Genomic DNA, 25,078 nt, shown 5'->3' on the forward strand with positions numbered 1-25,078 from the left:
CGATGTCGAGCCTTGAAGCCTTTTACGGCCTGCCGAGCGAGGTGGTCTTCTGCCGCAAATGCGTGATCTCCAACCAGCGCCCGAGCTCGACCGTCGAGTTCAAGCACAAGGCCGACGAGAAGAAGGCGACGATCGGCTTCGACGAGGACGGCGTGTGCGATGCGTGCCGCTATCATGAGGTCAAGGACGCCCGGATCGACTGGAAGAAGCGCGAGGACCAGCTGGTCGCGCTGCTTGACCAGTTCCGGCGCACCGACGGCGGCTATGACGTGGTCGTGCCCGGCAGCGGTGGCAAGGACAGCGCCTTCACCTCGCACATGCTCAAATATCGCTATGGCATGAACCCGCTGACGGTGACGTGGGCGCCGCATCTCTACACCGACATCGGCTGGAAGAATTTCGAGGCGTGGAGCCATGTCGGCGGGCATGACAATCTGCTGTTCACTCCGAATGGCAAGCTGCACCGGCTGCTGACCAGCCTTGCCTTCAAGAATCTTCTGCACCCCTTCCAGCCGTTCATCGTCGGCCAGCGGATCATCGGCCCTGCGATCGCTGCCAAGTTCGATATCCCGCTCGTCATGTATGGCGAGAACCAGGCCGAATATGGCAACAACCCCGACGACAATTATGTGCCGACGATGGATCGCAAATTCTTCAGCACGCAGGACCCGCTGGAGATGCGACTGGGCGGGGTGCCGGTGGCGGACATCATCCGCGACCATGGCTTCACCATCAACGATTTCGCGCCCTATATCCCGCCTTCGGCCGAGCAGCTCGAGAAGAAGAATATCGAGGTCCACTATCTCGGCTATTATCTGAAGTGGGACCCGCAGGAATGCTATTATTATGCGGTCGAGAACACTGGCTTTCAGGCCAATTCCGAGCGCACGCCCGGCACCTATTCGAAATATTCGAGCATCGATGACAAGATCGACATGTTCCATTATTTCACGACCCTGATCAAATTCGGGATCGGCCGGGCGACCTATGACGCCGCACAGGAGATCCGGAACGGCAAGATCACCCGCTCCGAGGGCGTCCACCTCGTCCGCAAATATGATCAGGAATTTCCGGCGAAATATTATGAGGATTTCCTCGACTATGTCGGCATGACCGATCCCGAATTCTGGGAGACGGTCGACCGCTTCCGCTCGCCGCATCTGTGGGAGAAGAGCGGCAATGGCTGGCAGCTGCGCCATGTCGTCGAAGACCCGGCTGGCTGAGGACGAGCGGCGACTTCGACATGACCGACACCCCCCGTATCGGCATCGACGCGATCAACCTGCTCGGCGGTGGCGGCCGCACGCATCTGATCGAACTGCTCGGCGCGTCCGATCCAGCGCGGCACGGCTTCTCGACCATCATCGTCTGGGGCTGCCCCGACACGCTGGAGAAACTGCCCAAACGTCCCTGGATCGAACCGCGCCCCATCCGGTCGCTGAGCAATGCCACGGTCTTTCACCGCAGCTTCTGGCAGATCGCCAGCCTCTCCAGAGAGGCGCGGCGCGCCGGTTGCGACGTCCTCCTGGTGCCGGGTGGCAGCTTCTTCGGCAGCTTCCACCCCTTCGTCGCGATGTCGCAGAACATGCTGCCCTTCGAGTTGGCCGAGCGCGCGCGCTATGGGTGGAGTCTCAAACGACTCAGACTGGCGCTGCTGCACCTGACTCAGAGATCGACCTTTCGGCGGGCCGATGCGGTGATCTCGCTGTCTGGACACGCACGTGCGATGATCGAAGCGGTGGAGGGCATCGCCTCCGACCGCATCACCGTCATTCCGCACGGCGTCAGCCCGCGCTTCCACCGGGCCCCCGATGCCCGCAGCGGATCATCGGACGGGCCGCTCACCCTTCTCTATGTGTCGCCGATCGAGCCGTACAAGCATCATGACCATGTGATCGCCGGCGTGGCGCGCGCACGGCAGGATAGCGGCCGCGACCTGCGGCTGCGGCTGGTCGGCCCCGGCAGTCTGGCACGACGCCAAGGGCTGAAGAGGCTGATGCAGCGCTTCGACAAGGCGGGGCGGTGGATCAGCTATGCCGGCCCGATCCCCTTCGATCAGATCGATCGGGAGATGAAGGCCGCCGATATCGCCCTGTTCGCGTCGAGTTGCGAGGCCTGCCCGAATATCCTGCTCGAATATATGGCCGCCGGCCTGCCTATCCTGTCGTCGGACCGCGGTCCCATGCCCGAGATCACGGGCGAGGCCGCAGTCCATTTCGATCCGGAGGACGCCACGTCGCTCGCGTCCGCCTTGGTCCGCCTCGTAAAGGCGCCCGAACTGCGCGACCGGATCGCACGCGAGGCCCATGGCAAGGCTCGCGAGATGAGTTGGACCCGATGCGCCGACGACAGCTTTTCGCTTCTCATTGGCTCAGCTCGGGCCCGCTGACGCCTCCGCCATGACGACGTCGCCCGTTTTTGGGATCAATGCATGCCGCGCCCGATCGGGCGGAGCGATCGCGCACCTTATCGGCCTGGTCGAACGAAGCGACCCGGAGCGGCATGGCTTTTCCGCGCTCCATCTCTGGGCCTTCGACGGGCTGCTCGCTCGCCTTCCCGACCGGCCCTGGCTGCACAAACATTCGACCGGACGCTGGCAGGCGTCAGTGGGCCTTGAGCTGTTCTGGGAGCGTGTCCTGCTGCCCGGCAAGGCGAGGGACGCAGGAATCGACCTGCTCTTCAACGTCGATGCCGGATCGGTATGCCCCTTCCGGCCCAGCGTGACGATGAGTCAGGACATGCTGCCGTTCGAGCCCGGCGAGATGGACCGCTACCCTGCAGGCAAGGCGCGTTTGCGACTCGAAACGCTGCGCCGCATCCAGGCCGCAGCACTGCGGCGGGCGGATGGCGCGATTTTTTTGACGCGCTATTCGGCCGAACGGATCGGCCAGGTGACGGGGCCGCTGCGCAGCACCGCAGTCATTCCCCACGGCATCGATCAGCGCTTTCTGGACATGAGCGAACGGGCCGCCAAAGGGCCGCTGCGCGAGTGCATCTACATTTCCAACGCCGCGCCCTACAAACATCAATGGCATGTCGTCGAGGCGATATCACAGCTGCGCAAAGGCGGATTACCGCTACGGCTGACGCTCATCGGCGGCGGTTCAGGTCCGGCGATGGACCGACTCCGTACGGCGGTGGCCACGCATGATCCGAACGGCGAGTTCGTTACGCTCGCGCCTTTCGTGCCGCATGGGGAGATACCGGAGTTGCTGGCGCGTGCCGAAATATTTCTGTTTGCATCCAGTTGCGAAAGCATGCCGGTCACCCTCCTCGAGGGGATGGCGGCCGGTCTGCCGATCGCCTGTTCGGAGAGAGGACCCATGCCGGACATCTTGCAGGATGGAGGGACCTTCTTTAATCCGGAGTCACCGGGAAGCATCGCCGATGCAGTTGGGGCTTTGGCGTGTAACCCGGTGGAATCAAACGCCTATGCCGCGCGTGCCAAAGCCATTGCCCAGTATTTTTCCTGGCAGCGCTGCGCCGACCAGACCTTTGATTTCCTCTTGTCGACACTCGAGCGATCGCATGGGGAGCGACTTGCTGAATGATGCGCACATATCAGGTCTGCACGCGCTGCGTGATGGACACCACCGACGCGGCGATAAACTTCGACGCGGCGGGCGTTTGCGACCATTGCCGGACCTTCGACAGCCAGATTCTGCCTGACTGGCAGCCGAGCGAGACTCACAGCGCCGAACTCGAGGCATCGATCGAAGCGATCCGCAAGGCCGGTCGTGGCCGCGATTTCGATTGCATCATCGGTATGAGCGGAGGCGTCGACAGCTCCTATCTCACCTATCTGGCCAAGGAGCGCTTCGGGCTCCGGCCGCTGGTGTTTCACGTCGATGCCGGCTGGAACAGCCAGATCGCGGTCAACAACATCGAACGGATCATCGATGGCCTGGGGCTCGACCTCTACACCGAGGTCATCGACTGGGAGGAGATGAAGGACCTGCAGCTGGCCTTCTTCAAATCGGGCGTACCGCATATCGACACGCCGCAGGATCACGCCTTCTTCGCGACCATGTACCGCTTCGCTGCGCAGCACGGGATCAAGCATATCCTGACGGGTGCCAATTACTCGACCGAGTGCGTCCGCAATCCCATAGAATGGATGTATTATCAGTCCGACAGCATCCAGCTGCGCGACATCCATCGCCGGCACGGCACCCGGCCGCTCCGCCGCTTCCCGGTGACCTCAATCCTGTGGCACAAATTGTGGCTGCCTTATGCGCGCGGCATCAAGGTGGTCCGCCCGCTCAACCAGATCCCCTATATCCAGACGGACGCAAAGACGCTGCTGATGGATCGCTTCGGCTGGCAGCCCTATCCGCAGAAGCATTTCGAGTCCCGCTTCACGCGCTTCTACGAAAGCTACTGGTTGCCGGAGCGCTTCGGCTATGACGTCCGCAAGGTACAATATTCGAGCCTGATCCTGACCGGCCAGATGAGCCGCGACGAAGCGATCGAACGGCTGAAGGCGCCCAGCTACGACAAGGCGACGATCGCCACCGAGATCGAGTTCGTGGCGAGCAAGCTCGACATCAGCGTCGGCGAATTGCACGGCTATATGGCCCTGCCCAAGCGCAGTTTTCGCGACTATCGCTCGCAGCAGCATATATACAAGCTGGGCGCCCGGGCGATGCGCCTGTTCGGAATGGAGCGCGGCGGCAAGAGATGATCGGCCTCGTCGACTATGGGCTCGGCAATCTGGAGGCCTTTGCGAGTATCTACCGGCGGCTCGGGGTCGAAGCCCGCAGGCTTGCCGACCCGGGCGATCTTGCGGCTGCCGACCGGCTGATCCTGCCCGGCGTCGGCGCATTCGACTGGGCGATGGCGCGTCTCGGCGAATCCGGGCTGCGCGAAGCCCTCGACGAAGCCGTTCTCGGACGATCGGTTCCGGTGCTCGGCGTCTGTGTCGGCATGCAGATGATGCTCGACCGCAGCGAAGAAGGTTCGCTTCCTGGGCTCGGCTGGATCGCCGGCCATGTCGCCCGGCTCGATGCCGGCCAGGGCCTGCCGCTTCCCCATATGGGCTGGAACGACCTGCGCCTCGACGACGACCCGCTATTTGCCGGCCTCGCGGCACCGCGCTTCTACTTCCTGCATTCGTTCGCCGCCGTCCCCGAAGCAGCGCACTCCTCGATCGCCGAGGCCGACTATGGCGGCCGCTTCTGCTGCGCGGTGCGGCGAGACCATATTGCGGGCGTTCAGTTCCACCCGGAGAAGAGCCACCATTGGGGGGTGAGGCTGCTCGCCAATTTTGCGGGAATCGACCTCGGCTGATGCTGCGCCCACGCATCATTCCCTGCCTGCTGCTCAGCGATGGCGGCCTGGTGAAGACGCGGCGCTTCGCCGACCCCAAATATGTCGGCGATCCGATCAATGCCGTCCGCATCTTCAACGAGAAGGAGGTCGACGAGCTCATCGTTCTCGACATCGGTGCGACGCGGCAGGGGCTGGCACCCGATCATGCTCTGATCGCGCGGATGGCAAACGAATGCCGGATGCCGCTCTGCTATGGCGGCGGCATCGCCAGCGAGGATGAGGTCGACCGGATCATCTCGCTCGGTGTGGAAAAGGTCTCGCTCAGCGCCGCCGCGCTCGCGGACCCGTCGCTGATCGACCGCAGCGCGCGCCATGTCGGCACGCAGAGCATCGTCGTCACCCTCGACGTGCGCAAGACCGGGCTACTTGGCGGACAGACGGTGGTCACGCACAACGGGACGCGCAAAACCGGCCGGAAACCGCTCGATGTAGCGATCGAGATGCAGGCGCGCGGCGCCGGTGAGATCGTGATCAACATGGTCGATCGCGACGGCGAGATGGGCGGCTATGATCTGGACTTCGTCGCCCGGATGCGCGAGGCGGTGACGATACCCGTGACGCTGCTGGGAGGCGCGGGTTCGCTCGACGACATCGCTGCGCTGATCCGGCAGGAAGGGATTATCGGGGCGGCAGCGGGCAGTCTGTTCGTTTTCAAGGGGAAGTATCGCGCCGTGCTGATCAACTATCCCAATCGGGAAGAGAAGGACGCGCTGCTGTCGCGGGCGGGGTTCGGCGGGTGAAGCAAATCCTCCAGAATCTCGGTAATGGCGCGACCAGCCTGACCGACGTGCCCGCGCCCCGCGCCGGCCGGGGCAAGCTGCTGATCCGTACCAGCCACTCGCTGATCTCGGCCGGGACCGAGCGGATGCTGGTCGACTTCGGCAAGGCGGGATGGATCGACAAGGCGCGCCAGCAGCCCGACAAAGTCCGCCAGGTGCTCGAGAAGATGCGCACCGACGGCGTGGTCGCGACGGTCGACGCGGTGCGCAGCAAACTCGATCAGCCGATCGCGCTCGGCTATTGCAATGTCGGTCGGATAGTCGACCTCGGCGCGGGGGTCGACGGCTTCGCGGTCGGCGACCGGGTCGCCAGCAATGGCAACCATGCCGAGATCGTCGCAGTACCCCGCAATTTGTGCGCGCGCATTCCCGACGCGGTCAGCGACGAGGCGGCGGCGTTCACCGTGATCGGGGCGATCGGCCTCCAGGGAATCCGGCTCGCCGATCCGAAGCTGGGCGAATGCGTGGCGGTATTCGGGCTGGGCCTGATCGGGCTGCTGACCGTGCAGATGCTGCGCGCGCAGGGCTGTCGCGTGCTGGGCATCGACATCGATCCGACACGCCTCGCGATGGCGCAGAGCTTCGGGGCCGAGGTGATCAACCCGGCGGCGGGCGAGGATGTGCTCGCCCGCGCCGCCACCTTCTCGCGCGGGGCCGGGGTCGATGCGGTGCTGATCACCGCCGCCAGCAAGAGCAACGACATCGTCGCGCAGGCCGCGCAGATGTCGCGCAAGCGCGGGCGCATCGTCCTGATCGGCGTCGTCGGCCTCAACCTCTCGCGCGCGGATTTCTACGAGAAGGAGCTGAGCTTTCAGGTAAGCTGCTCCTATGGCCCCGGCCGCTATGACCCCAGCTATGAGGTTGGCGGTCAGGATTATCCGATCGGCTATGTCCGCTGGACCGAGCAGCGCAATTTCGAGGCGGTGCTCGACCTCATGGCGTCGGGGGCGATCGATGTTGCGCCGCTGATCTCGCACCGCTTCGACCTCGCCGACACTGAAGCCGCCTTCGCGCTGCTGACATCGGACGAGCCCTCGCTGGGTATCATGCTGCGCTATGCCGCCGATACGGAGGCCGACGCCCGTCTCGGCCTCCGCACAGTGACCGTCGGCACCCCTCGGTCGACCCGCACGAGCGACATGCCCGGCGTCGCCTTTCTCGGTGCCGGCAATTATGCGGGTCGCGTCCTCATGCCGGCGTTCAAGGCTGGCGGGGCGGACCTGCGGACGGCAGTGAGCGGAGGTGGTTTCAGCGCGGTCCACTTCGCGCGCAAACATGGCTTCGGTCAGGCGAGCACCGATCAGGATGCCGCGCTGACCGATGCGGCGGTGGATGCCGTCGTGATCGCGACCCGCCACGACGCCCATGCCGCGCAGGTCCTGGCGGCCCTGCGCGCCGGCAAGCATGTCTTCTGCGAAAAGCCGCTCTGCCTGACGCTCGACGAACTGGCAGAGATCGAGCGCGAAGCCGAAGCGCGCCCCGGCCAGAAGCTGATGGTCGGCTTCAACCGCCGCTTCGCGCCGCTGATCGTCCAGGCTGAGGCGTTGCTCCGGCCGGTCTCGGGTCCCAGGGCGATGATCATGACGGTCAACGCCGGCGCTATTCCCGCCGATCACTGGACGCAGGATCCTGCGATCGGGGGCGGCCGGATCGTCGGCGAGGCCTGCCATTTCATCGATCTTCTGCGCTTCTTCGCCGGTGCGCCGATCGAAACCGTCCGGGCGATGCCGCTAGGCCGCCCCGACCAGCGCGCAGCATGCCCAGACAGCGCGACGATCCAGCTGGCTTTTGCCGACGGATCGACGGGCACGATCCATTATCTCGCCAATGGCGATCGCGGCTTTCCCAAGGAACGGCTGGAGCTGTTCGCGGGGGGCAGGATATTGCGGCTCGACAATTTCCGGCTGCTCGAGGGCTGGGGCTTCGGCGCCTTCCGTCGCAAGCGCAGCTGGAAGCAGGACAAGGGCCAGCAGGCCTGCGCAGCCGCCTTCCTCGATTCGATCAGGGCCGGGAGCGCTGCACCGATCGCGTTGGACGAGATCATCGAGGTGAGCCGCGCCAGTATCGAAGCGGCTGCACTGCTACGGGAATGAGCGGGCGGCGATCCAGGTGTGGCGCTGAAGGGAAGCGGCGAGCGTCGGGCAGAAATCTTTCCATAGAAGAACGGTGGAGCTGCTAAGCGGTCTCAGGCCCAGCACAATCACGCAATAAATTGTCGAGCGCATCACATTGGGGATCTGGAGCTTGATCTATTGGCATCAGAACGAGAACAGCTCCAATCGAGACGCATAAAGACCGAGGCATGATGCACTTTTACCAGCGCCTTACACAGGAGCTCACCTTCGCGCGCCATGTGCCACCGGGCCAGATCCTGCGCAGGCTCATCCTGACCGCCAAGCGACACTGGAGCGACGTGCGGCCGCCGCGCTTTGACGGCCCCGCCCCACGGCGCGCCGCGCACCTGCCGCAACCGGTGCTGGCGCTGCGCACGGGTATGATCGATCGCGACGACGCGGTGCTGAAGCTGCGCTTCCTGGATCATGAGGAGCCGGTGGGAACGCCGATCGACTGGTCCGCACGGGACACGGGCGTCGCCGCGCAGCTCTGGCGCATGCATCTCCATTATATGGAATTTCTCGAGGAGGCGACGGCAGCCGAGGGGCTCGACTGGATCCTCCACTGGATCGAGGATAACCCGCCCGTCCGAAACGGCTTCTGGCGCGACATCTGGTTTCCCTACACCATCTCGCTGCGCGTGGTGGTGTGGATGCAGTTCGTGGCGCGCCATGCGGAGGGCCTTCCGCAGGAGGCCGAGGCCCGGATCGCCCACAGCCTAGCCGAACAATTGCGCTATCTGGTCGACTATGTCGAAACCGATATCGGCGGCAATCATCTGATCAAGAACGCCAAGGCGCTGTTGTGGGCATCGGCCTATTTCAAGGGAGACGAAGCGGAGAACTGGGGACGGATCGGCGCGAAATTGTTGCGCAGCGAACTTGCCGCCCAGATTCTCTCCGATGGGGTCCATTTTGAACGCTCGGCCTCCTATCATGCCCAGGTCTTCGCCGATCTGATCGAGATACGCAGCCTGCCGATCGACGCCGCGCTTGCGGCAGATCTCGATGCGCGCCTGCCCGCCATGGCCCAGATCCTGGCGGACCTCGCCCACCCCGATGGCCTGCCCGCCCATTTCAACGATTCCGGCCTGACCATGGCCTATGCGCCCCAAGCCTGCCTCGACGGCTATGCGCGGATCGGCGGCACCCAGCCCGCCCCGCGCGCCGTTTTCGCCTGTCCCGAGGCCGGATATTTCGGCGCGCGCAACGACAGTGCCTATCTCGTCGCCGATTGCGGCCCGATCGGCCCGGACGAACTGCCGGCCCATAGCCATGGCGACGTGCTGAGCTTCGAACTGTCGCTGGGCGGCGAGCGCTTGATCGTCGACCAAGGCGTGTTCGAATATACGGCGGGTGATCGCCGGCAGGCGAGCCGCTCCTGCGCACACCACAATACGCTGGCGATCGAGGGTGCAGATCAGGCCGATTTCTTCGGCCGCTTCCGCGTGGGGCGCAGACCTAGGGTTCGCGTCAAGGCGTGGCAGGCCGGACAGGACAGCTTCCTGCTCGAAGGGGAGCATGACGGCTTCACCCATCTGCCGGGACGGCCGCGGCACAGCCGCCGCTTCGCCATGACGGCTGACGGCCTGGACATAGAGGACAGGATCACGGGTCGGGCATCGCGCGACGCCAGCATCGGCTTCCTGCTCCATCCATCCGTGTCCGCCGAACCGCTGTCGCAGACACGGTGGCGGCTGCGAGGCTCGACTGCCGAGGCGATCCTGACCTGCGATCTGCCGGTCGTCGCGGAAACGGCCTGTTGGTGGCCCGATCTGGGCGTGGAGCAGCCGACGCAGCGACTGGTCGTTCGCGCGTCATGCGATCGATTTGCGGCGGGTGTCGTCAGCCGGATCGCCTGGGCCTGAAACGACAAGGGAGATAGGATCGATGCGGCTGCTCTTCCTTACCGACAATTTCCCGCCCGAGGTGAACGCCCCGGCGAGCCGCACCTTCGAGCATTGCCGCGAATGGGTCCGCGAAGGGCATTCGGTGGTGGTGATCACCTGCGCGCCCAATTTCCCAAAGGGCAGGCTGTTCGACGGCTATCGCAACCGGCTGTGGCAGCGCGAGACGATGGATGGGATCGAGGTGATCCGCGTCTGGACCTTCATCAGCGCGAACGAGGGCTTCGCTCTGCGCATCGTCGACTATCTGAGCTTCATGGTCAGCGCCTTCATCGCCTCGCTGTTCGTGCGCCGGGTGGACCTGATCGTCGGCACATCTCCCCAGTTCTTCACCGCCTGCGCGGCTCGCATGGCCGGCCTCGTCAAGCGACGGCCCTGGGTCTTCGAACTGCGCGACATCTGGCCGGAGTCGATCCGCGCGGTGACCGCGATCCGGCAGGATCGGCTGCTCGACCTGCTCGAGAAGCTCGAACTGCATCTCTATCGCAAGGCCGCGGCAGTCGTCTCCGTAACCCATGCCTTCAAGGACAATCTGGTCCGGCGCGGGATCGACGGCGCAAAGATTCATGTCGTCACCAACGGCGTCGACACCGATCGATTCCACCCTCTTCCCAAGGACGCGCAGCTGGTCGAGAGCCTCGGGCTCAAGGGCTGCTTCGTCGCCGGCTATATCGGCACCCATGGCCTTGCCCATGGACTCGACACGCTCGTCGATGCCGCCGCGCTGCTCGCCGGCCGCGACGAGACTCGCCGCATCCGCATCCTGATGCTCGGCGATGGCGCAGAACGCGCCCGACTCAAGGCCGATGCCGAGAGGCGCGGGCTGACCAATATCCTGTTCCTTGAGAGCGTCCCCAAGGACGAGGTCGTCCGCTACTGGTCGCTGCTCGACACCTCGATCGTGCACCTGAAGCGCGAGGATCTGTTCAAGACGGTTATTCCGTCCAAGATTTTCGAGTGCATGGGCATGGGCATCCCCATCCTGCACGGCGTCGAGGGGGAGTCCGCCGGGATCGTGGCGCAGGAAGGTGTCGGCATAGCCTTCGAGCCGGAGAACGCCCAGGCGCTGGCCGATGCGCTTGAAGCCATGGCCGGCGATACGGAGTTGCGGACCCGCCTGTCGCTCGCGGGTCCGCCCGCCGCCGCGCGTTACAGCCGGCGGGCGCTGGCGCTCGACATGCTCACGCTGCTCACCACGCTGGTGCGCAAGCGCTGAGGCTCAGAGGCGGTCGAGCCGCCAGTCCGACAAGGTCAATTCCCCCTCGCCATCGATCGCCCTGCTGATCGCCACGATTTCGATCCGCTGGGCGGGGCAATCGGCGGGGACCACGAAGACAAGACTGACGGGCGCGGCCGTGGTACTCACGGCCACTGGGTTCACGATCAGATCCGTCGTCGGAGAACCGATGCAGCGCAGTGCCACCTCCGCCGTGGCCGGCGCGCGTCCGTCCGGAACGGTGCCCCGCAGGCTGAGGCTGTAGCGTCCCGGCGCGAGCATGAGTATCCGGTCCGATACAGGCACGCGACGATCCGCTTCGGCCCGTACGATGATGGCATTGCCATCACCGGCCAGCGCGCTGCCTTCCGCTCCATTGTTGAAGCGCCATCCAAAGGGACCAGCACGGCTGTCGAGGCTTGCCGGGCCGACCGTCATATCCGCCGCAAAGCCGGCGGGAAACCTGACGGCCTCGCGCAGGTAGCGCGCTGCGAGGAGAAAATCCCGCCGCGCTGCGAGACCGGTCAGCACATAGCCATCGGTGTCCGCATAGCTGCGCGTAGCCGGCAGGCCACCCGCCGCCAGGACCATGCGCGCGGTATCGGAGGCCGTCTCGGGGCCCGCTGCGGCGTAGCGCAGGAAGGCCGGCATCCACGGCCGATTAGCCCGGATATAGGGCAGCAGTGCATTGCGGACCCCTTCATCGAACAGGCCGTCCGCCAGCGCCGGGGACAGCAGTTCGGCCGCACCCGCGCTGGTGGTCAGGGCTTCGTCGAAACTGCGCGCCATCCCGGCGGCATCGCCGCGGTCGAGGCTCCGGTTGATCAGCAGCCAGGTGGTGCCGATATCGCGCCGCGAGACGCGGTGCGCGAGATCGATCAGCCGATCGGACGCCGGCTCTCTCCCCGCCATAGACTCCGCCACCGCCAGTTGCCGCAAGGCGACGGGATTGAGTGGATCGCTCCGCAGCGCAGTCCGCGCGATCGCCGCCATGACGGGCACGTCGGCGACTGTCGCGTCTTCATAAGCGCGAAGCCGGTCTTCCTTCAGCGTCAGCGCGACGGCATCGTCCGGGCGCAGACTCAGGGCCCGATCGGGATCGGATATCCGCCAGAAATTGGCGAGCGAGTCGGCTCCAGCGGCAAGCCCCAACGCGAGGCTCAAAACGATAGCCGCGATGTTCCCGGGTCCCGGACGCCGCGGCCGGCTATCGATGTATCCGGTCACGCCGCCTTGTTGGCGACATCGTCGCCATAGCCATAACCATAACCATAGCCGTAACCGTAACCATAGCCGTAACCATAAGCGAGTTCGCTCGCCTTGAGCTTCGTCAGCACGGTGCCGAAGATATGGGTGTTGACCATGCGCAGGCGGCTGATCGCCGCGCGGATGCCGCGCACCGCAGCCCCTTCCGCCTGGATGACCAGCACCGCACCTTCGACCGCACGTCCGAGCAGCGGCGCATCGCTGAGGCCGAGGATCGGCGGCGCGTCGATCACGACATGATCGTACATCGACTGGAGTTCGAGCACGAGCTGCCGGATCCGGTCGCTGCTCAACAGTTCGGCGGCGCTGGGCGGCTTCGGCCCCGAGGTGAGGACCGAAACGCCCTTATGCTTGGTCTCGCGGATCAGCGAGGCGACATTGTCCTCGCCGGCGAGCAGGTTGGACAGCCCCGCGACATTGTCGATGCCGACCAGATGGTGGACATCGGGCGAGCGCATATCGCCGTCGACCAGCAGCACACGCTTGCCGGTCCGGCCGATGATCCGCGCAAGCGCATAGGAGGAGGTCGACTTGCCTTCGGCCGGCCGCGTGCTGGTGACGATGAACGAACGCGGCACCCCATGATCGGTCGTGAAGGCAAGGTTCGACCGGATCGAGAAATAGGCCTCGGACACATAGGATTTGGGATCGTCGATCCCTTCCGCGACATTGCCCTCGCTGAGCGGGACATGACCAAGCATCGGCAGGTGGAACATCTGGTGGATCTGCCCCGGATGGCTGACGCCCTCATCGATCTGCTCGAGACCCAGCGTGGCGAGCATCGCCAGACCGAGGCCGATCGCCAGCGCGATCGCCATATTCTTCGGCAGGCTCGGTGCAGAAGGTCCGCCCGGCACGAGCGCATCGTCGACGATCACGATGTTGCTGACGCCGACCATGCCGGCGATGCCGATCTCCTTGTAGCGCTGCAGCAGCGCATCATAAAGCTGGCGGTTGGTATCCGCCTCGCGCTGATAGATGTTGTACTGGATCGCGTCGTGCTGCTGGTCGTCGAGGCGCGCCTTGAGGGTGCTGACCTGGGCCTTCAGCTCATTCTCGCGCTTGACCGCCTCGCGATAGGTCTGGACCCGGCTGTTCACCACGCGCGCCGTTTCCCGGGCGATCGCATCATCGAGCGACTGGATCTGCTTCATCAGCGCCTGGGCCGTCGGATAGCCGGGCTCGAAACGCGCGATCAGCTTGGCATATTCGGAGGCACTGTCGGCCCGGCGCTGGCGAAGCTGGGCGATCGTCGCGTTGCCGATCACATCGACGCTCTCGCTCGCCCCCCCGCCCTGAGCACGGCTCTCGGCCGCTATGCGATCGGCCGTCGCGGCGTTCAGCGCGGCGTTCAGCGCCTCGAGGTCGGTCGCGACCATCGTCCGCTGCATCTGGGTCTTGCCATCCGAATCGCGCGACGAGCTCAGCGTCACGATATCATTCTTGGTGGCGTAGGTGACGACGTCACGCTCGGACTGCTCCAGCCGGGCGCGGAGATTGGCCAGCCTGCCTTCGAGGAAGCTGCGTGCATCGGCGGTCGATGCCAGCTGGCGGTCCATGCTCGCGGCGATGAACTGCCGCGTCCAGGCATTGGCGACCTCTGCCGACACCTTCGGCGAGCGCGACGTGTAGGAGATGTTGACCAGGCGCGAGCGGCGGACAGGCTGCACCGCGATATTGCCGAGCAGCAGATTGGCCGCGAGCCCCTCGCGCGCCTCGATCTGCGCCGGGGTCAGGTTGCCGCGCCCGTTCAGGCCATGCCGCTCGGCATCGAGCTTGACGCCATGCGCCACGAAAAAGTCGTCACGACGGGCCAGGCCCATCGCCTTCGCCACCCGCTCGCCGAGCGAACGGGCGCGCAGCAGCGCATATTGGGTTTCGTAAAATTCGAGATCGCGATCGGCATTGTCCGAATCGAGACCCTGAACCTTGGTGACCTTCTTCTGCTCGCGGCTGATCTCGATCTGCGCCTTGGCCGTGTAGCGCGACGGGGTCAGCAGGGTGACGATCAGGCCCGTGGCGAGCGCCGCCGCGATGATGGCGAGGATCAGCCATTTCCAGCGGACGGCGGTGTGCCAATATTGCTTGAGGATCGGCGGCAGCGCGTAGCTGTCGCTAAAGCCCTCGGCAGGACCCGCCGGCCCCAGCCCCTGAACGTCGGCAGCATTACTCATCGGAAGCACTCACAATAGACGGCCGGGCGCGCGATCATCGGTTCAGCCGATCGACGCCGAAAATTATGGGAGTCGACAGCGCCGGAAGGACCTGGAGGAAGTCCTTGAACACGCGGCGCGCCCGCGACTCGCCGACCACGACGACGTCGTTGGCGAAGACCTCGGGATCCTGATAAGCCCCGAGCCGGATCGCCTTGAGGTTGTAGAGCGCGGCATATTGCTCGCCCTTCACGGTGCGGAAGATCACGACCTCGTTGAGCTTCGCGAACTCGTCGGTGCCGCCGGACAGGGCGATGGCGCGCAGCAGGGTCATGCGGCCCACGACCGGGAACAGGCCGGGCTTCTTGACCTGGCCCTCGACCGTCACGACCTGGCTGACGGTTTCCTCGAGGTTGATGCTGACCTGCGGGTTGCGGACATAGCTGGCAGCCAGCTTGGTCTCGATCAGCCGCTCGATCTCGCCCGGCGTGCTGCCGGCGATCGTGAGCGCGCCGATCAGCGGAAAGGAAATGCGTCCGCTGGCGTCGACCTGAACCTTGCGGTCGGACAATTCGGGAATGCCGAACACGTCGATGCGAAGCTTGTCGAACGGCCCGACGATATAGGGCCGGTCGACGGTGAACGTCTCGCCACGCTCCGGCACCGGAAGTTCCGTCGCGTTGAGAACTTCGATATTCGGCGCGCCACCGATCTCCGGTGTGCTGGCGCAGGCCGACAGAGCCAGCGCCAAGCCAAGTAAAGTCAAGCAATTACGCATTACTTCCGCGACCCTCATATGAAGTGCTCGTCTTAGGATCGGAAGGCCCGCCGTCAAACGATTTATCATGCCTGCCCGCGTCGTCAGCCCCGTAAAGCCACAGCAGCATGACACAGAAGAGACAGGCGATCGCCGGGGTGCGCAACGGATAATCCCCCAGGCTCGCCAGCCCGAGAATCAAGATCACGCAAAGCGCAGCCCCCTTGGTCACCGAGCGCCCGCCCTCCCTGTTGCCGGCACGCCACCAGCGAACACATTGGCGCACATAGCCCGCAACGGCAACCGCCAGCAGCAGCATGGCCGGCGCGCCACCTGTGACGAGCAGTTCGAGCGGATCATTATGCGCGCGCAGAAAGGTGGTCCAGTCGAGCAATGCATAGGGCTCGTCGAGACGATAGACCTCGGCGAAGGAACCGATGCCCGATCCGACCGGGAAATAATGCAGCGCCATGTCCAGTATCGGACCCCAGGCGCGATAGCGGCCCTCGCCGACCCCGTCGCTCGACAGGAGGCGGTCGATCGACTCCGCACGCCCTGCAAGCGCGACGATCGAGGCGAGCAGAAGGAGGAGGCCTGCCGCGACCGCCCAGGCTCGGGTCCCGCGCCAGAAGGCCGCTCGGCCCCGCGCGCCCGAATCGCTGCGGCTCAGCAGTGCTGCCGCAGCCAGACCGACCACCATCGTCAGCAGCCCGGCCCGCGATCCGGTGACGAGGATCAGGGCCACGAAGAACGCACCGCAGGCAGCGGCAATACCGACGCGGATGCGCCTGTCCCAGCGCGGAAAGGCAGACGGGGACGCGAAAACTGCCAGCAGCGGGAAGCTGCAGGCGAGGAAGACCGCCTGATGGTTGCGATTGGCGAACAGCCCGACGGCGGCGCCGTCATTGGTGATGCGATAGAGATAGAGCGGGCTGCTTTCCCCGCCGCTCAGTTGAAGCAGCGCGACCACCGAACTGGCCAGTGCGAGCAGCAGCAGCGGGATGACGAGAGTCCGGCGTTCCCGGGCGGTCAGTCGCGCGCCGGCGATCAGCACGGCGATGGGCGGAAGCAGGCTGAAAAAGGCATTCCAGGCGCCGACCGGGGCGAGCGCCAACGGCCGCCATATGTGACCCAGCCCCGCCGCCGCGTCGATGGCGACGATGGTGTCGCGCCCCGGCAGGGACGACCACAGGGCCCAGGGCAGCGGAACGAGGTGGAGCAGAATCAGCAGCGCCATGGCAGCGAACAGCAGCAGCGGCGAGGCCAGGTTGCGCAGATGGCGCAGTTCCACACCCCAAAACGCGAAGGCAAGAAGGAGCGCCGCCATCGATCGCAACACCACAAGCGACTGGATGTCATAGCGTGATCCGCCGCCGGTCGCGAAGGCGAGGAGAAGAAAGCCGGCCAGCGCCCAGAAGCATGCCGACGGGACGGACGGGACGGCGCTGCGGGCGATCTTCATGCCTTCCTTTATCCGGGCATAGACTTGGCAGCAATCATGCTGCTGCGGCAGGCGACGTGATCGGGGCCAGCCTGGTCCAGTGCGATGATCGGCCGCTATGCCGAATTGCACAGACCCGCCATGAGAGGCGACCGAAACCGCCCCGCCCTCAACCCCTCAACGGTCGCTTACGGGCTGGTTCCGTTGCCGCCCGAGCTGTTGGAGACGGCAACGGCGGCACCAGCTACTGCACCCGCGGCAGCCACACCGCCAACGAGGGCAGCCGTCGTTACCGTTGCTCCGGCGGCCGCAGCGCCTGCTCCGGCGGCTGCAGCGCCTGCTCCGGCGGCACCAGCACCGGCTGCGCCAGCCGCGCCTGCGCTCGCACCAGCGCCGGCACCAGCCCCACTTCCGAAGGCGCCAGCACCGGCACCTGCGGCCTGGGCCAGCTCAACATTCTTCTTGGCGACACGCTTGCCGAGCTTCATCACGACGCCGGCGCGCATCCTGGAGCCGATCGCCTTGATGGCCTCCTTGGTCATCGTCGTCGCGCCGGTGGGTGCAACGGCCGCAATCACGGGCGCAGATATGACCGCAAGGATCGCAACAGAAGCCGCTACTTTACGAAAGCTACGCATAACCAATCTCCCGGATGGGTCGGCATTTTTCGGGGGCGCCAAGGCCACCGCAAGGCAAACAAAGCGTGCTGTGGACATATAATGATTTCCCCGCCCTATGCCCGCCGCCGCATGGCGGCAATCCGGGATTGCGCAGAGATTTCAATAGTCTCGATGGTGCTTATAGCACGACCTTCCATTCCGATGTGACGAAAAGCATAGGCCGGCCGGAAGGCACAAAAAAGGGCGGCAAAAGCCGCCCTTTCTGTTCACCGAATGATCGCCCGGATCACGGGCTGTTGGAGCTATCCGAAGTGGCAGCAGCCGCCGCGCCGGCCGCAGCGGCAACGCCACCCACAGCACCGGCAACACCGATGCCACCAGCCGCTGCGGCTCCGGCTGCGCCCGCACCGGCAGCGCCCGCACCAGCCGCGCCTGCGCCGCCAGCCGCACCTGCGCCGCCAGCCGCACCTGCGGTAGAGCCCGCTCCCGCTCCAACACTTCCGGTGGTAGTGCCGGCACCACCAGCGGCACTTTCGAGCTGGGCGAGTTCAACGCTCTTCTTGTTGACGCGCTTGCCGAGCTTCATGACGACGCCGGCGCGCATCTTGGAACCGATCGCCTTAGCGGCTTCCTTGCTCAGCGTCGCGCCAGTGGGCGCAACAGCGGCCACGACAGGAGCCGATGCAATGGCGAGAATCGCAAGCGAAACTGCAACTTTACGAACGCTCTTCACAACCGGTCTCCTGACTCAGACATGTTTTCCTTAGCGGTACGGGCCTCTGGACGCAACGGATAATTGCCTTCGGTCGCCCCTTCATCGCGACTAACAGTTAAGGATTGCTATAGTTTCCAAATTGCGCGACGGGAAAGCAGCATCGTCTCGTGGGGGCGATCGATGCAGGGCGAATCACGTAGCGCGGCTATTTGGCATAGTCGGAACCGGCAGATCAGCTGTGCGCGATGTCACTGCATCGCCGGCCTGACCGGTCTAAGATTATGCCATGGCGGTCGATGCGTGGGATAAAGGGAGTGAGCCTACAGTGCTCATGAGTCGCGAACTGCAGGTTCCGCGGGCCCGTGCCAGCGCGTTCAACGCCCTGTCTGCACAGTTTCTGCTGGGATTTACCCTCGCCGTCATCCTGCCGACCTATCTGCGATTCGACAGTTTCGACCAGGCGCTCGAATCGTCCGGCTTTCTGAACAGCTTCCTGGGCGCGACCATCGCCATGACCGTCGGGATGATCATGCTGCGCCGGGTCACCGCCTATCCGGGCACACGCGCCTTCGGCTTCATCCTGCCCGCCTTCGTCGGCTCGTTCGGCCTGGTCCTGGCGGCACTGTTCGCGCTCAGGCTGCAATATAACCGGATATATTTCTCGTCGACCTTGCTGGCGACGATCACGCTGTTCTTCCTGCTGAGCATCTATCTGCTGCCACGCACGCGCCGTCGATTCTATGTCGTGCCGGGGTTCGACCTCCACGGGCTCACCCTGCCCAGGGAGGTCGAATGGATCCGGCTTCGCCAGCCGGTCGTGCCCGACGACCCTTCGGCCTTCATCGTCGCGGATTTCCGCCACGATCATGACCCGGCCTGGGACCGGATGCTGGCCGAGGCTGCGGTGATGGGACGAACGGTGCTCCACAGCAAACAGGTTCTCGAATCGATCACCGGCCGGGTTTCGATCGAACATCTCTCCGAGAACAACTTCGGCTCGCTGCTGCCCAATCTTGCCTGGCGCAAGGCCAAACGTGCGGTAGATCTGGTGTCGGCACTGCTGCTGCTGCCGCTGTTAACGCCCTTGTTCCTGATCGTCGGCGCGTGGATCCGGCTCGATTCGCCCGGCCCTGCCCTCTTCCGGCAAACGCGCGTCGGGGCCGGTGGCCGGCCGTTCCGTATCGTGAAATTCCGGACGATGCGCCAATGCGACGAGGGCGAGGCCGACATGGCCGCAGCGCAGACCCAGCATGCCGACTGCCGCATCACCCGGGTCGGACGCTGGCTGCGGCGCACCCGGATCGACGAACTGCCGCAGATCTTCAACATCATCCGCGGCGAGATGAGCTGGATCGGCCCCCGCCCCGAGGTGCTGTCACTCTCGCAATGGTATGAGAGCGAGATTCCCTTCTATCTGTACCGCCACATCGTCCGGCCCGGCATCACCGGTTGGGCGCAAGTCAACCAGGGGCATGTGACCGAACTCGACGCGGTGCATCACAAGCTCCAATATGATTTCTACTATATCAAGAATTTCTCGCTCTGGATCGACATCCTCATCGCGATCCGGACCGCGAAGATCGCGATCACCGGCTTCGGCGCGAAGTAAGGCCGCAACGCCGCTCCAGCCGCACAAGGGCTGGATAAGCCCGCCCCGACTCACTATCGGAAGCCGCGTCGCGGCGCCCGGAGGCCGGATCGGCTCCACCGGACCCGCCGGGCCTGCGCGACATCAGGACGGGTGACCAATGGGATTGCGCGATTTCCTTCCATGGCGACGGCGGTTCAGGCCGCAGCGAGCCCGCGCGCCTGAAGGCCAGCGCTGGTATGCGATCGGCGACATCCATGGCCGCTATGATCTGCTCGACGAGCTGCTTCGGCGGATCGACCGCGACGACGAGGCGCGCGGCGAGACCGACACGCGCCTGCTGTTCCTGGGCGATTATATCGATCGCGGTCCCGATTCGGCCTCGGTCGTCGAGTTGCTGATCAAGCTCGACACCGGCGACGAGCGCGTCGTCTTTCTCGGCGGCAACCATGAAGAGGTGCTGATCGCGGTGGCGGAGGGCAACCGCAAGGCCGCCGCCATGTTCCACAAGATGGGCGGTCGCGAAACCCTGCTGAGCTATGGCGCCGCCGCTGCCGACTATGACAAGGCCGACCCGGCCGGGGTGATCGATCTCGTCCGCGCGCATATTCCCCCGGTGCATCTCGCCTGGCTGCGCCGGCTGCGCCACAGCTACCGCGCGGCGGACTATTATTTCGCCCATGCCGGCATCCGCCCGGGCATTCCGCTCGACCAGCAGCAGGGCGCGGACCTGCGCTGGATCCGGGGCGAGTTCCTCAACGACGAGGGCGACCATGGCGCAGTCGTCGTCCATGGCCATTCGGTGCGCACCGAGGTGGAGGAGCGCGACAACCGGATCGGCATCGACACCGGCGCCTATGCCTCGGGCCGACTGACCGCGCTCGCGATCGAAGGCGAGGAGCGCTGGCTCCTCCAGACCGAGGCCCCATAGTACCAGTGCGGTCAACGCAACGCTGACATGGTGGCTGCGACATCGGGAAGCCGCTAGCCGTCCCATTGTCGCCAATCTCGGTGGCGGCTTGCCAGTGGAAAATCGCCCATGGACCGCCGGACCTTTCTTGCCTCCACAGCGCTCATCGCGGCGCACGCCCCGGCTCTCGCCGCAGCGGGCCGTTCTTCCGGCGACACAGGCGGAATCGCAGAAACCTGCGAAGGTCCGGTGCGGGGCGTGGCGACGGACAACGGAACCGCCTATTTCGGCATTCCCTTCGCAGCGCCTCCCATCGGCCCGCTGCGCTTCCGCTCGCCACGTCCACCTGCCCGCCGGACCGCGCTGTTCGATGCGACCGGCTTCGCGCCTGCGCCGCTCCAGCAACCGCCGGCCCCCGGCCTCTACGGCCCGGGGCCGCTGCCCCAGTCGGAAGACTGCCTGGCGCTGAATATCTGGACGCCCGCCACCCCCGGCCCGCACCCGGTCTATCTGTGGATTCACGGCGGCGGCAATGTCGCCGGATCGAGCCGAATGCCGGTGTTCGACGGCAGCCGCTTCGCGCGCCACGGCATCGTCTGCGTCACGATCAGCTACCGGGTCGGCGCCCTGGGCTTTCTCGACATCTCCTCGCTGCTGGGCGCGGACTATGCGGGCAGCGGCAATAACGGGCTGCTCGACATCGTCGAGGCGCTGCGCTGGGTCCGTGCGAACATCGCGGCCTTCGGCGGCGATCCCCGCCAGGTCACGATCGGCGGCCAGAGTGCCGGGGCCAAGAATGTCTGCGCCCTGCTCGCCATGCCCGCCGCCCGCGGCCTGTTCAGCCGCGCGATCGTCCAGAGCGGCGGCGCGGAAACCGCGATCGACAAGGACGGCGCGGCCCGCATGGCGCGGGCGTTCGCCGAACTGACCGGCGCATCCGATGCGCGCGACCTGCTGACGCTCGACGGCGCCGCACTGCTCGCGGCGCAGCTCAAGCTCCTGAAGGGCTGGCCGCGCAAATATCCGTTCCGCGCCGTGGTCGACGGGAGCGTGTTGCCCGATCTGCCGCTGTCGATGATCCGCGACGGCCGCGCCGCACCGGTCCCGCTGCTGATCGGCACGACGCGCGACGAGATCGCCTTTTTCGGCCCGAACGCCGCGCGCGACGGAACGGTGGTGCAGGGCGATCTGGCCAATATGGCGATCGAGGCCTTCGCCCCGGCCTATGACGCCTACACCAGCAACTTCCCCGCGCTATCTCCCGTCGACCGCCGCTACCGCGCGCTGACCGCCGAGGAATATTGGCTGCCGACGCTTCGCACCGCCGCCGCCCACGCAAGCGCCCGTCGCCCGACCTGGCTCTACCGCCTCGACATGCCGCGCGGCGCGGCGCCGAATGCGGGCTATGCCGTCCACGGCTCCGAACTGCCGCTGGTGTGGGACAAGGTCCGCGACCCGCAAAGCGCCTTCCTCGGCCCCGAAGGCCCCGCAGCCGAAGCACTCGCCCGCCGCATGCACGCCCATTGGATATCGTTCATCCGCAGCGGCAAGCCGGGCGCGGACTGGCCGCTGCACCGGCCGGATGCGCCGCAGACGATGGTGTTCGATGCGAAGGACAGGCCGGTGACGCGCCTCGACGAGGGCGAGCGGAGCCTGTGGGACGGCGCGCGCTTCGACGTCGGCTGAGCAGGGAGGTGTCCTGGGTTTGCGAAGCGGATCCGCTCCGCATCCTTATGTCCAATGCGACCCGAGCCCCGATCAAACCGCCAGCGCGAAATCGCTCAGCATAATATTTGCCGGGTCGACGCCCGCCAGCCGAACGGACGAGTCAGCGACGCCGTCATTGCCTTGCGAGTAGAAAAGATAGGTATCGGTTCCGACCTTGACCAGCGCGACCTCGGACCTGCCACTATGGATGGCGAACAGAAGCTGCGCCGTGGCGGTCGCGGCGGCGAGGTCGGAAGCGGCCGGACCATTTGCCGTCAACACTGACGCAACCTGATAGTCGACCCAAATTCGATCCGTCCCGTCCTCGAAATCGTCAATCACATCCTGAGCGCCTCCAGCGATAAGTGCGCTGTTGCCCCCGAATAGAATGACATCCTCGCCGTCGCCGCCGATCAGCCTGTCGCTCCCGTCGTTCCCGAAGAGCAAGTCGTCGCCATAACCTCCATCGATCCTGTCATCGCCACGATTGCCGTCGATGCTGTCGTTGCCGAAGTCGCCGAGGATTTCGTCATTGTCGGCACCGCCATTGATACGGTCCGGACCGGTACCACCTTCGAGCATATCATTGCCGGCATTACCCTGAAGATAGTCGGAACCATCCGACCCGTACAGATAATCTCCGCCATCGAGTCCACCGCTGGCCGCTGCTCCTTCGCGACGATGACCGTGCCAGCACGCCACGACCTGGAGCCTCATTTCCCGAATATATTGCGCAGCACGAACTGCCTATTGTGCGCAGTCTTCGTCCATCTTGTCGGCCGCCGGAACCCACTGATAGACTTCCACGGTCTCGCCCCTCGGCAGATAGGCGACCGGAAACTCGCGCGCGCCTCGACGGATGCGGAGACGGAGCAGTTCGGTCTGCTCCCCCTGGATCCCATCCTGCGGCACGGGATCGACGATCTCGTCACCATCCCTGAGCCCCGCAAGTGCGGCGGCCGATCCAGGCACCAGGCCGCGAACGATCCGCTTCGGCTGCGCCAGCACGTCGGTCGCGAAGCCCAGTTCGTAGCGCCGCAGCTTCGCAGTCGACCGGCGGAAGCATGGTCCGAAGGCATCGGACGCGGGCAACGGCATTGCTCCGGCGAGAAAGGCGCGAAAAGCCTCGACCGCCTTTGGGCCGAGATCGACGGCGAGCAGCTTTTCCCAGTCGCCATTGTCGGTGACCTTGCCCGACTTTTCGAGCGCCAGCATCGCGAAGACCAGATCGTCGAGGGATTTGCGGCCGCCCGACGCCTTGCGCATCGCATCATCGACCGTCGCAAAATAGAGCATGCCGCGATCATAGGGCAGCGTGCGGATGCGGGTGTCCGCCCAGAACCGCTTGGGCACCTCGGCATTGGGGACCGTCGCCATCGCGCTGCTATAATAGCGCGCGGCCGTCCAGTTGACGTCGGCGATATACGCCTCCGGCCCGATCATGCCGAAACGGAAGGGCAGCCACGCCTGATAGTAGGTTGCCAGCCCCTCGCCGAACCAGGAGGATTCGAGCCCTGCCGGGTTGCCGATGAAGGGCTGGAAGGTGTGGAACATCTCGTGCGCCAGCGTCAGCTTGATCTTCTCGGCGTTCGATCCCTTGCCCCGGCCGAAGGTCGTCACGAAGGACCGGAACAGGCCTACGCCCCCGCCCGCGTTGATCGGGTTGTAGCGCAGGAACACGCCATAGGGCGGCGATGTCTTCTGCCCGAAGAAGCGGGCATAATGATCGTAGAGCGTGCCGGTCCAGGCGAGCAGGCTGCTCGCGTCGAAGGCAGGAGCCCCCTGCCACGCGCCGAAGAAACCGCCGCTCGGGACCTTCGCCGGATAGGTGCCGATCCGCCCGGCCATGAAGAAGCTCATGCGGATCTGTTCGCCATCGAGCGGTTCGGCGGCAGTCACCGTCCCTTCGCCCAGCGAACTGACGCCCCGACTGCCTCTCGGCGCGCGGGACAGGTCCCAGCCATAGGTGGTCCGGTACTGATGATCGCCCGGCGGCAGCAGCAGGAAGACGTGCCCAGCGGCCGATACCCCGCCGCCATCAGCGGAAAAGGAAAAAGGCGGCGCGGGCCCGCGCGGCGGCAGGGTCGCATGGGCGGGCAGGCTGTAGCGTAGCGTGACCGGGCCTTCGACGGTCCTGTCCGCGATCCACTCGCGCGATGGACCGCCTCCAACGGCATCGCGCATGCCGGTTTCGGGCAAGTCGACGTCGCGATGAACCAGATGCAGCGGGCCCTTCGCGTCACGGGCGTCGATGGACGTGATGACGGTCGCGACGCTGTCGACATTGCTGCTGACCATAGGCAGGCGCAGCAGCGGCTCGCCCTTCGCGGACGTCAGGCCTTCGAAGCGGAGCGTCACGGTGACCGAACCGACGGTCGTCGGGGCGGCGGGTGCGGCGATGGGCGCCAGCGTCACGGCAAGGGAACCGTGTCGTTCCGCCGCACCTGCCATGGAAGCCGCGCTCAGGGCGAGAGGCAAGGAAAAGGCCGTCAGAAAAATCCCGATCGTCGATCCTTGCATCATCTCAACCTCGATACCGCCCCCCGAAAAGATGCGCACCTTCCACGACGTGCG

20 protein-coding genes are annotated in these 25,078 nt (G+C 65.4%); 12 read left to right on the top strand and 8 right to left on the bottom strand.

Annotated features, from left to right (window positions below; translation table 11 throughout):
- Positions 1-2: 2 nt before the first annotated feature.
- From ACNI3R_RS12530 to ACNI3R_RS12570, 9 genes are all read left to right on the top strand, one after another.
- Positions 3-1,223 (top strand): N-acetyl sugar amidotransferase, encoded by a 1,221-nt coding sequence (locus ACNI3R_RS12530; protein WP_426183755.1) that lies wholly within the window; start codon positions 3-5, stop codon positions 1,221-1,223.
- Positions 1,224-1,243: 20 nt separating this feature from the next.
- Positions 1,244-2,389, top strand: coding sequence for a glycosyltransferase family 4 protein (locus ACNI3R_RS12535; RefSeq protein WP_426183757.1), 1,146 nt, complete (start codon positions 1,244-1,246; stop codon positions 2,387-2,389).
- A gap of 10 nt (positions 2,390-2,399) precedes the next feature.
- Entirely contained in the window at positions 2,400-3,551 is a 1,152-nt protein-coding gene (locus tag ACNI3R_RS12540; protein ID WP_426183759.1) for a glycosyltransferase family 4 protein, read from the top strand.
- The gene (locus ACNI3R_RS12545) at positions 3,548-4,684 is read left to right on the top strand and encodes an N-acetyl sugar amidotransferase (protein ID WP_426183761.1); all 1,137 of its coding nucleotides are present in this window, start codon (positions 3,548-3,550) and stop codon (positions 4,682-4,684) included. Before ACNI3R_RS12540 ends, ACNI3R_RS12545 begins: the two co-directional genes overlap by 4 nt.
- Positions 4,681-5,289: an imidazole glycerol phosphate synthase subunit HisH gene (gene hisH / locus ACNI3R_RS12550; RefSeq protein WP_426183763.1), complete on the top strand. Its 609-nt coding sequence runs from the start codon at positions 4,681-4,683 to the stop codon at positions 5,287-5,289. Before ACNI3R_RS12545 ends, hisH begins: the two co-directional genes overlap by 4 nt.
- Entirely contained in the window at positions 5,289-6,071 is a 783-nt protein-coding gene (locus ACNI3R_RS12555; RefSeq protein WP_426183765.1) for an AglZ/HisF2 family acetamidino modification protein, read from the top strand. Before hisH ends, ACNI3R_RS12555 begins: the two co-directional genes overlap by 1 nt.
- Positions 6,068-8,203: a bi-domain-containing oxidoreductase gene (locus ACNI3R_RS12560; RefSeq protein ID WP_426183767.1), complete on the top strand. Its 2,136-nt coding sequence runs from the start codon at positions 6,068-6,070 to the stop codon at positions 8,201-8,203. The genes ACNI3R_RS12555 and ACNI3R_RS12560 overlap by 4 nt, the downstream gene beginning before the upstream one ends.
- 209 nt (positions 8,204-8,412) lie before the next feature.
- Complete coding sequence (locus ACNI3R_RS12565; RefSeq protein ID WP_426183769.1) at positions 8,413-10,092, top strand: heparinase II/III domain-containing protein; 1,680 nt, start codon at positions 8,413-8,415, stop codon at positions 10,090-10,092.
- Positions 10,093-10,114: 22 nt separating this feature from the next.
- Positions 10,115-11,347, top strand: coding sequence for a glycosyltransferase family 4 protein (locus tag ACNI3R_RS12570; protein WP_426183771.1), 1,233 nt, complete (start codon positions 10,115-10,117; stop codon positions 11,345-11,347).
- Between the two features lie 3 nt (positions 11,348-11,350).
- Here the strand turns inward: ACNI3R_RS12570 and ACNI3R_RS12575 are convergent, their stop codons facing one another.
- From ACNI3R_RS12575 to ACNI3R_RS12600, 6 genes are all read right to left on the bottom strand, one after another.
- Positions 11,351-12,511 (bottom strand): hypothetical protein, encoded by a 1,161-nt coding sequence (locus ACNI3R_RS12575; RefSeq protein ID WP_426183773.1) that lies wholly within the window; start codon positions 12,509-12,511, stop codon positions 11,351-11,353.
- A 59-nt stretch (positions 12,512-12,570) separates the two neighbouring features.
- A complete protein-coding gene (locus ACNI3R_RS12580) occupies positions 12,571-14,787 on the bottom strand; it encodes a GumC family protein (RefSeq protein ID WP_426183775.1) in 2,217 nt (738 codons plus the stop codon).
- A 34-nt stretch (positions 14,788-14,821) separates the two neighbouring features.
- Positions 14,822-15,532: a polysaccharide biosynthesis/export family protein gene (locus ACNI3R_RS12585; protein WP_426183777.1), complete on the bottom strand. Its 711-nt coding sequence runs from the start codon at positions 15,530-15,532 to the stop codon at positions 14,822-14,824.
- 4 nt (positions 15,533-15,536) lie between these two features.
- On the bottom strand, positions 15,537-16,985 hold the full coding sequence (locus ACNI3R_RS12590) for an O-antigen ligase family protein (protein ID WP_426183779.1): 1,449 nt from the start codon (positions 16,983-16,985) through the stop codon (positions 15,537-15,539).
- A gap of 167 nt (positions 16,986-17,152) precedes the next feature.
- Positions 17,153-17,602 carry a hypothetical protein gene (locus tag ACNI3R_RS12595; protein ID WP_426183781.1) on the bottom strand — a complete coding sequence of 150 codons (450 nt, stop codon included), beginning with the start codon at positions 17,600-17,602 and terminating at the stop codon, positions 17,153-17,155.
- A gap of 268 nt (positions 17,603-17,870) precedes the next feature.
- Entirely contained in the window at positions 17,871-18,254 is a 384-nt protein-coding gene (locus tag ACNI3R_RS12600; RefSeq protein WP_426183783.1) for a hypothetical protein, read from the bottom strand.
- 376 nt (positions 18,255-18,630) lie between these two features.
- Between ACNI3R_RS12600 and ACNI3R_RS12605 the strand changes: the two genes are divergently transcribed.
- From ACNI3R_RS12605 to ACNI3R_RS12615, 3 genes are all read left to right on the top strand, one after another.
- Positions 18,631-19,908, top strand: a complete 1,278-nt coding sequence (locus ACNI3R_RS12605; protein ID WP_426183785.1) for a sugar transferase — start codon at positions 18,631-18,633, stop codon at positions 19,906-19,908.
- Positions 19,909-20,047: 139 nt separating this feature from the next.
- Entirely contained in the window at positions 20,048-20,818 is a 771-nt protein-coding gene (locus ACNI3R_RS12610; protein ID WP_426183787.1) for a metallophosphoesterase family protein, read from the top strand.
- Between the two features lie 108 nt (positions 20,819-20,926).
- A complete protein-coding gene (locus ACNI3R_RS12615; RefSeq protein ID WP_426183789.1) occupies positions 20,927-22,483 on the top strand; it encodes a carboxylesterase/lipase family protein in 1,557 nt (518 codons plus the stop codon).
- A gap of 72 nt (positions 22,484-22,555) precedes the next feature.
- Here the strand turns inward: ACNI3R_RS12615 and ACNI3R_RS12620 are convergent, their stop codons facing one another.
- Positions 22,556-23,206 (bottom strand): calcium-binding protein, encoded by a 651-nt coding sequence (locus tag ACNI3R_RS12620; protein WP_426183791.1) that lies wholly within the window; start codon positions 23,204-23,206, stop codon positions 22,556-22,558.
- A gap of 45 nt (positions 23,207-23,251) precedes the next feature.
- Positions 23,252-24,919: a peptidase M61 gene (locus tag ACNI3R_RS12625; RefSeq protein ID WP_426183793.1), complete on the bottom strand. Its 1,668-nt coding sequence runs from the start codon at positions 24,917-24,919 to the stop codon at positions 23,252-23,254.
- Positions 24,920-25,078: the final 159 nt, after the last annotated feature.

This window comes from Rhizorhabdus antheiae (assembly GCF_049889055.1).
Lineage (GTDB): Bacteria > Pseudomonadota > Alphaproteobacteria > Sphingomonadales > Sphingomonadaceae > Rhizorhabdus.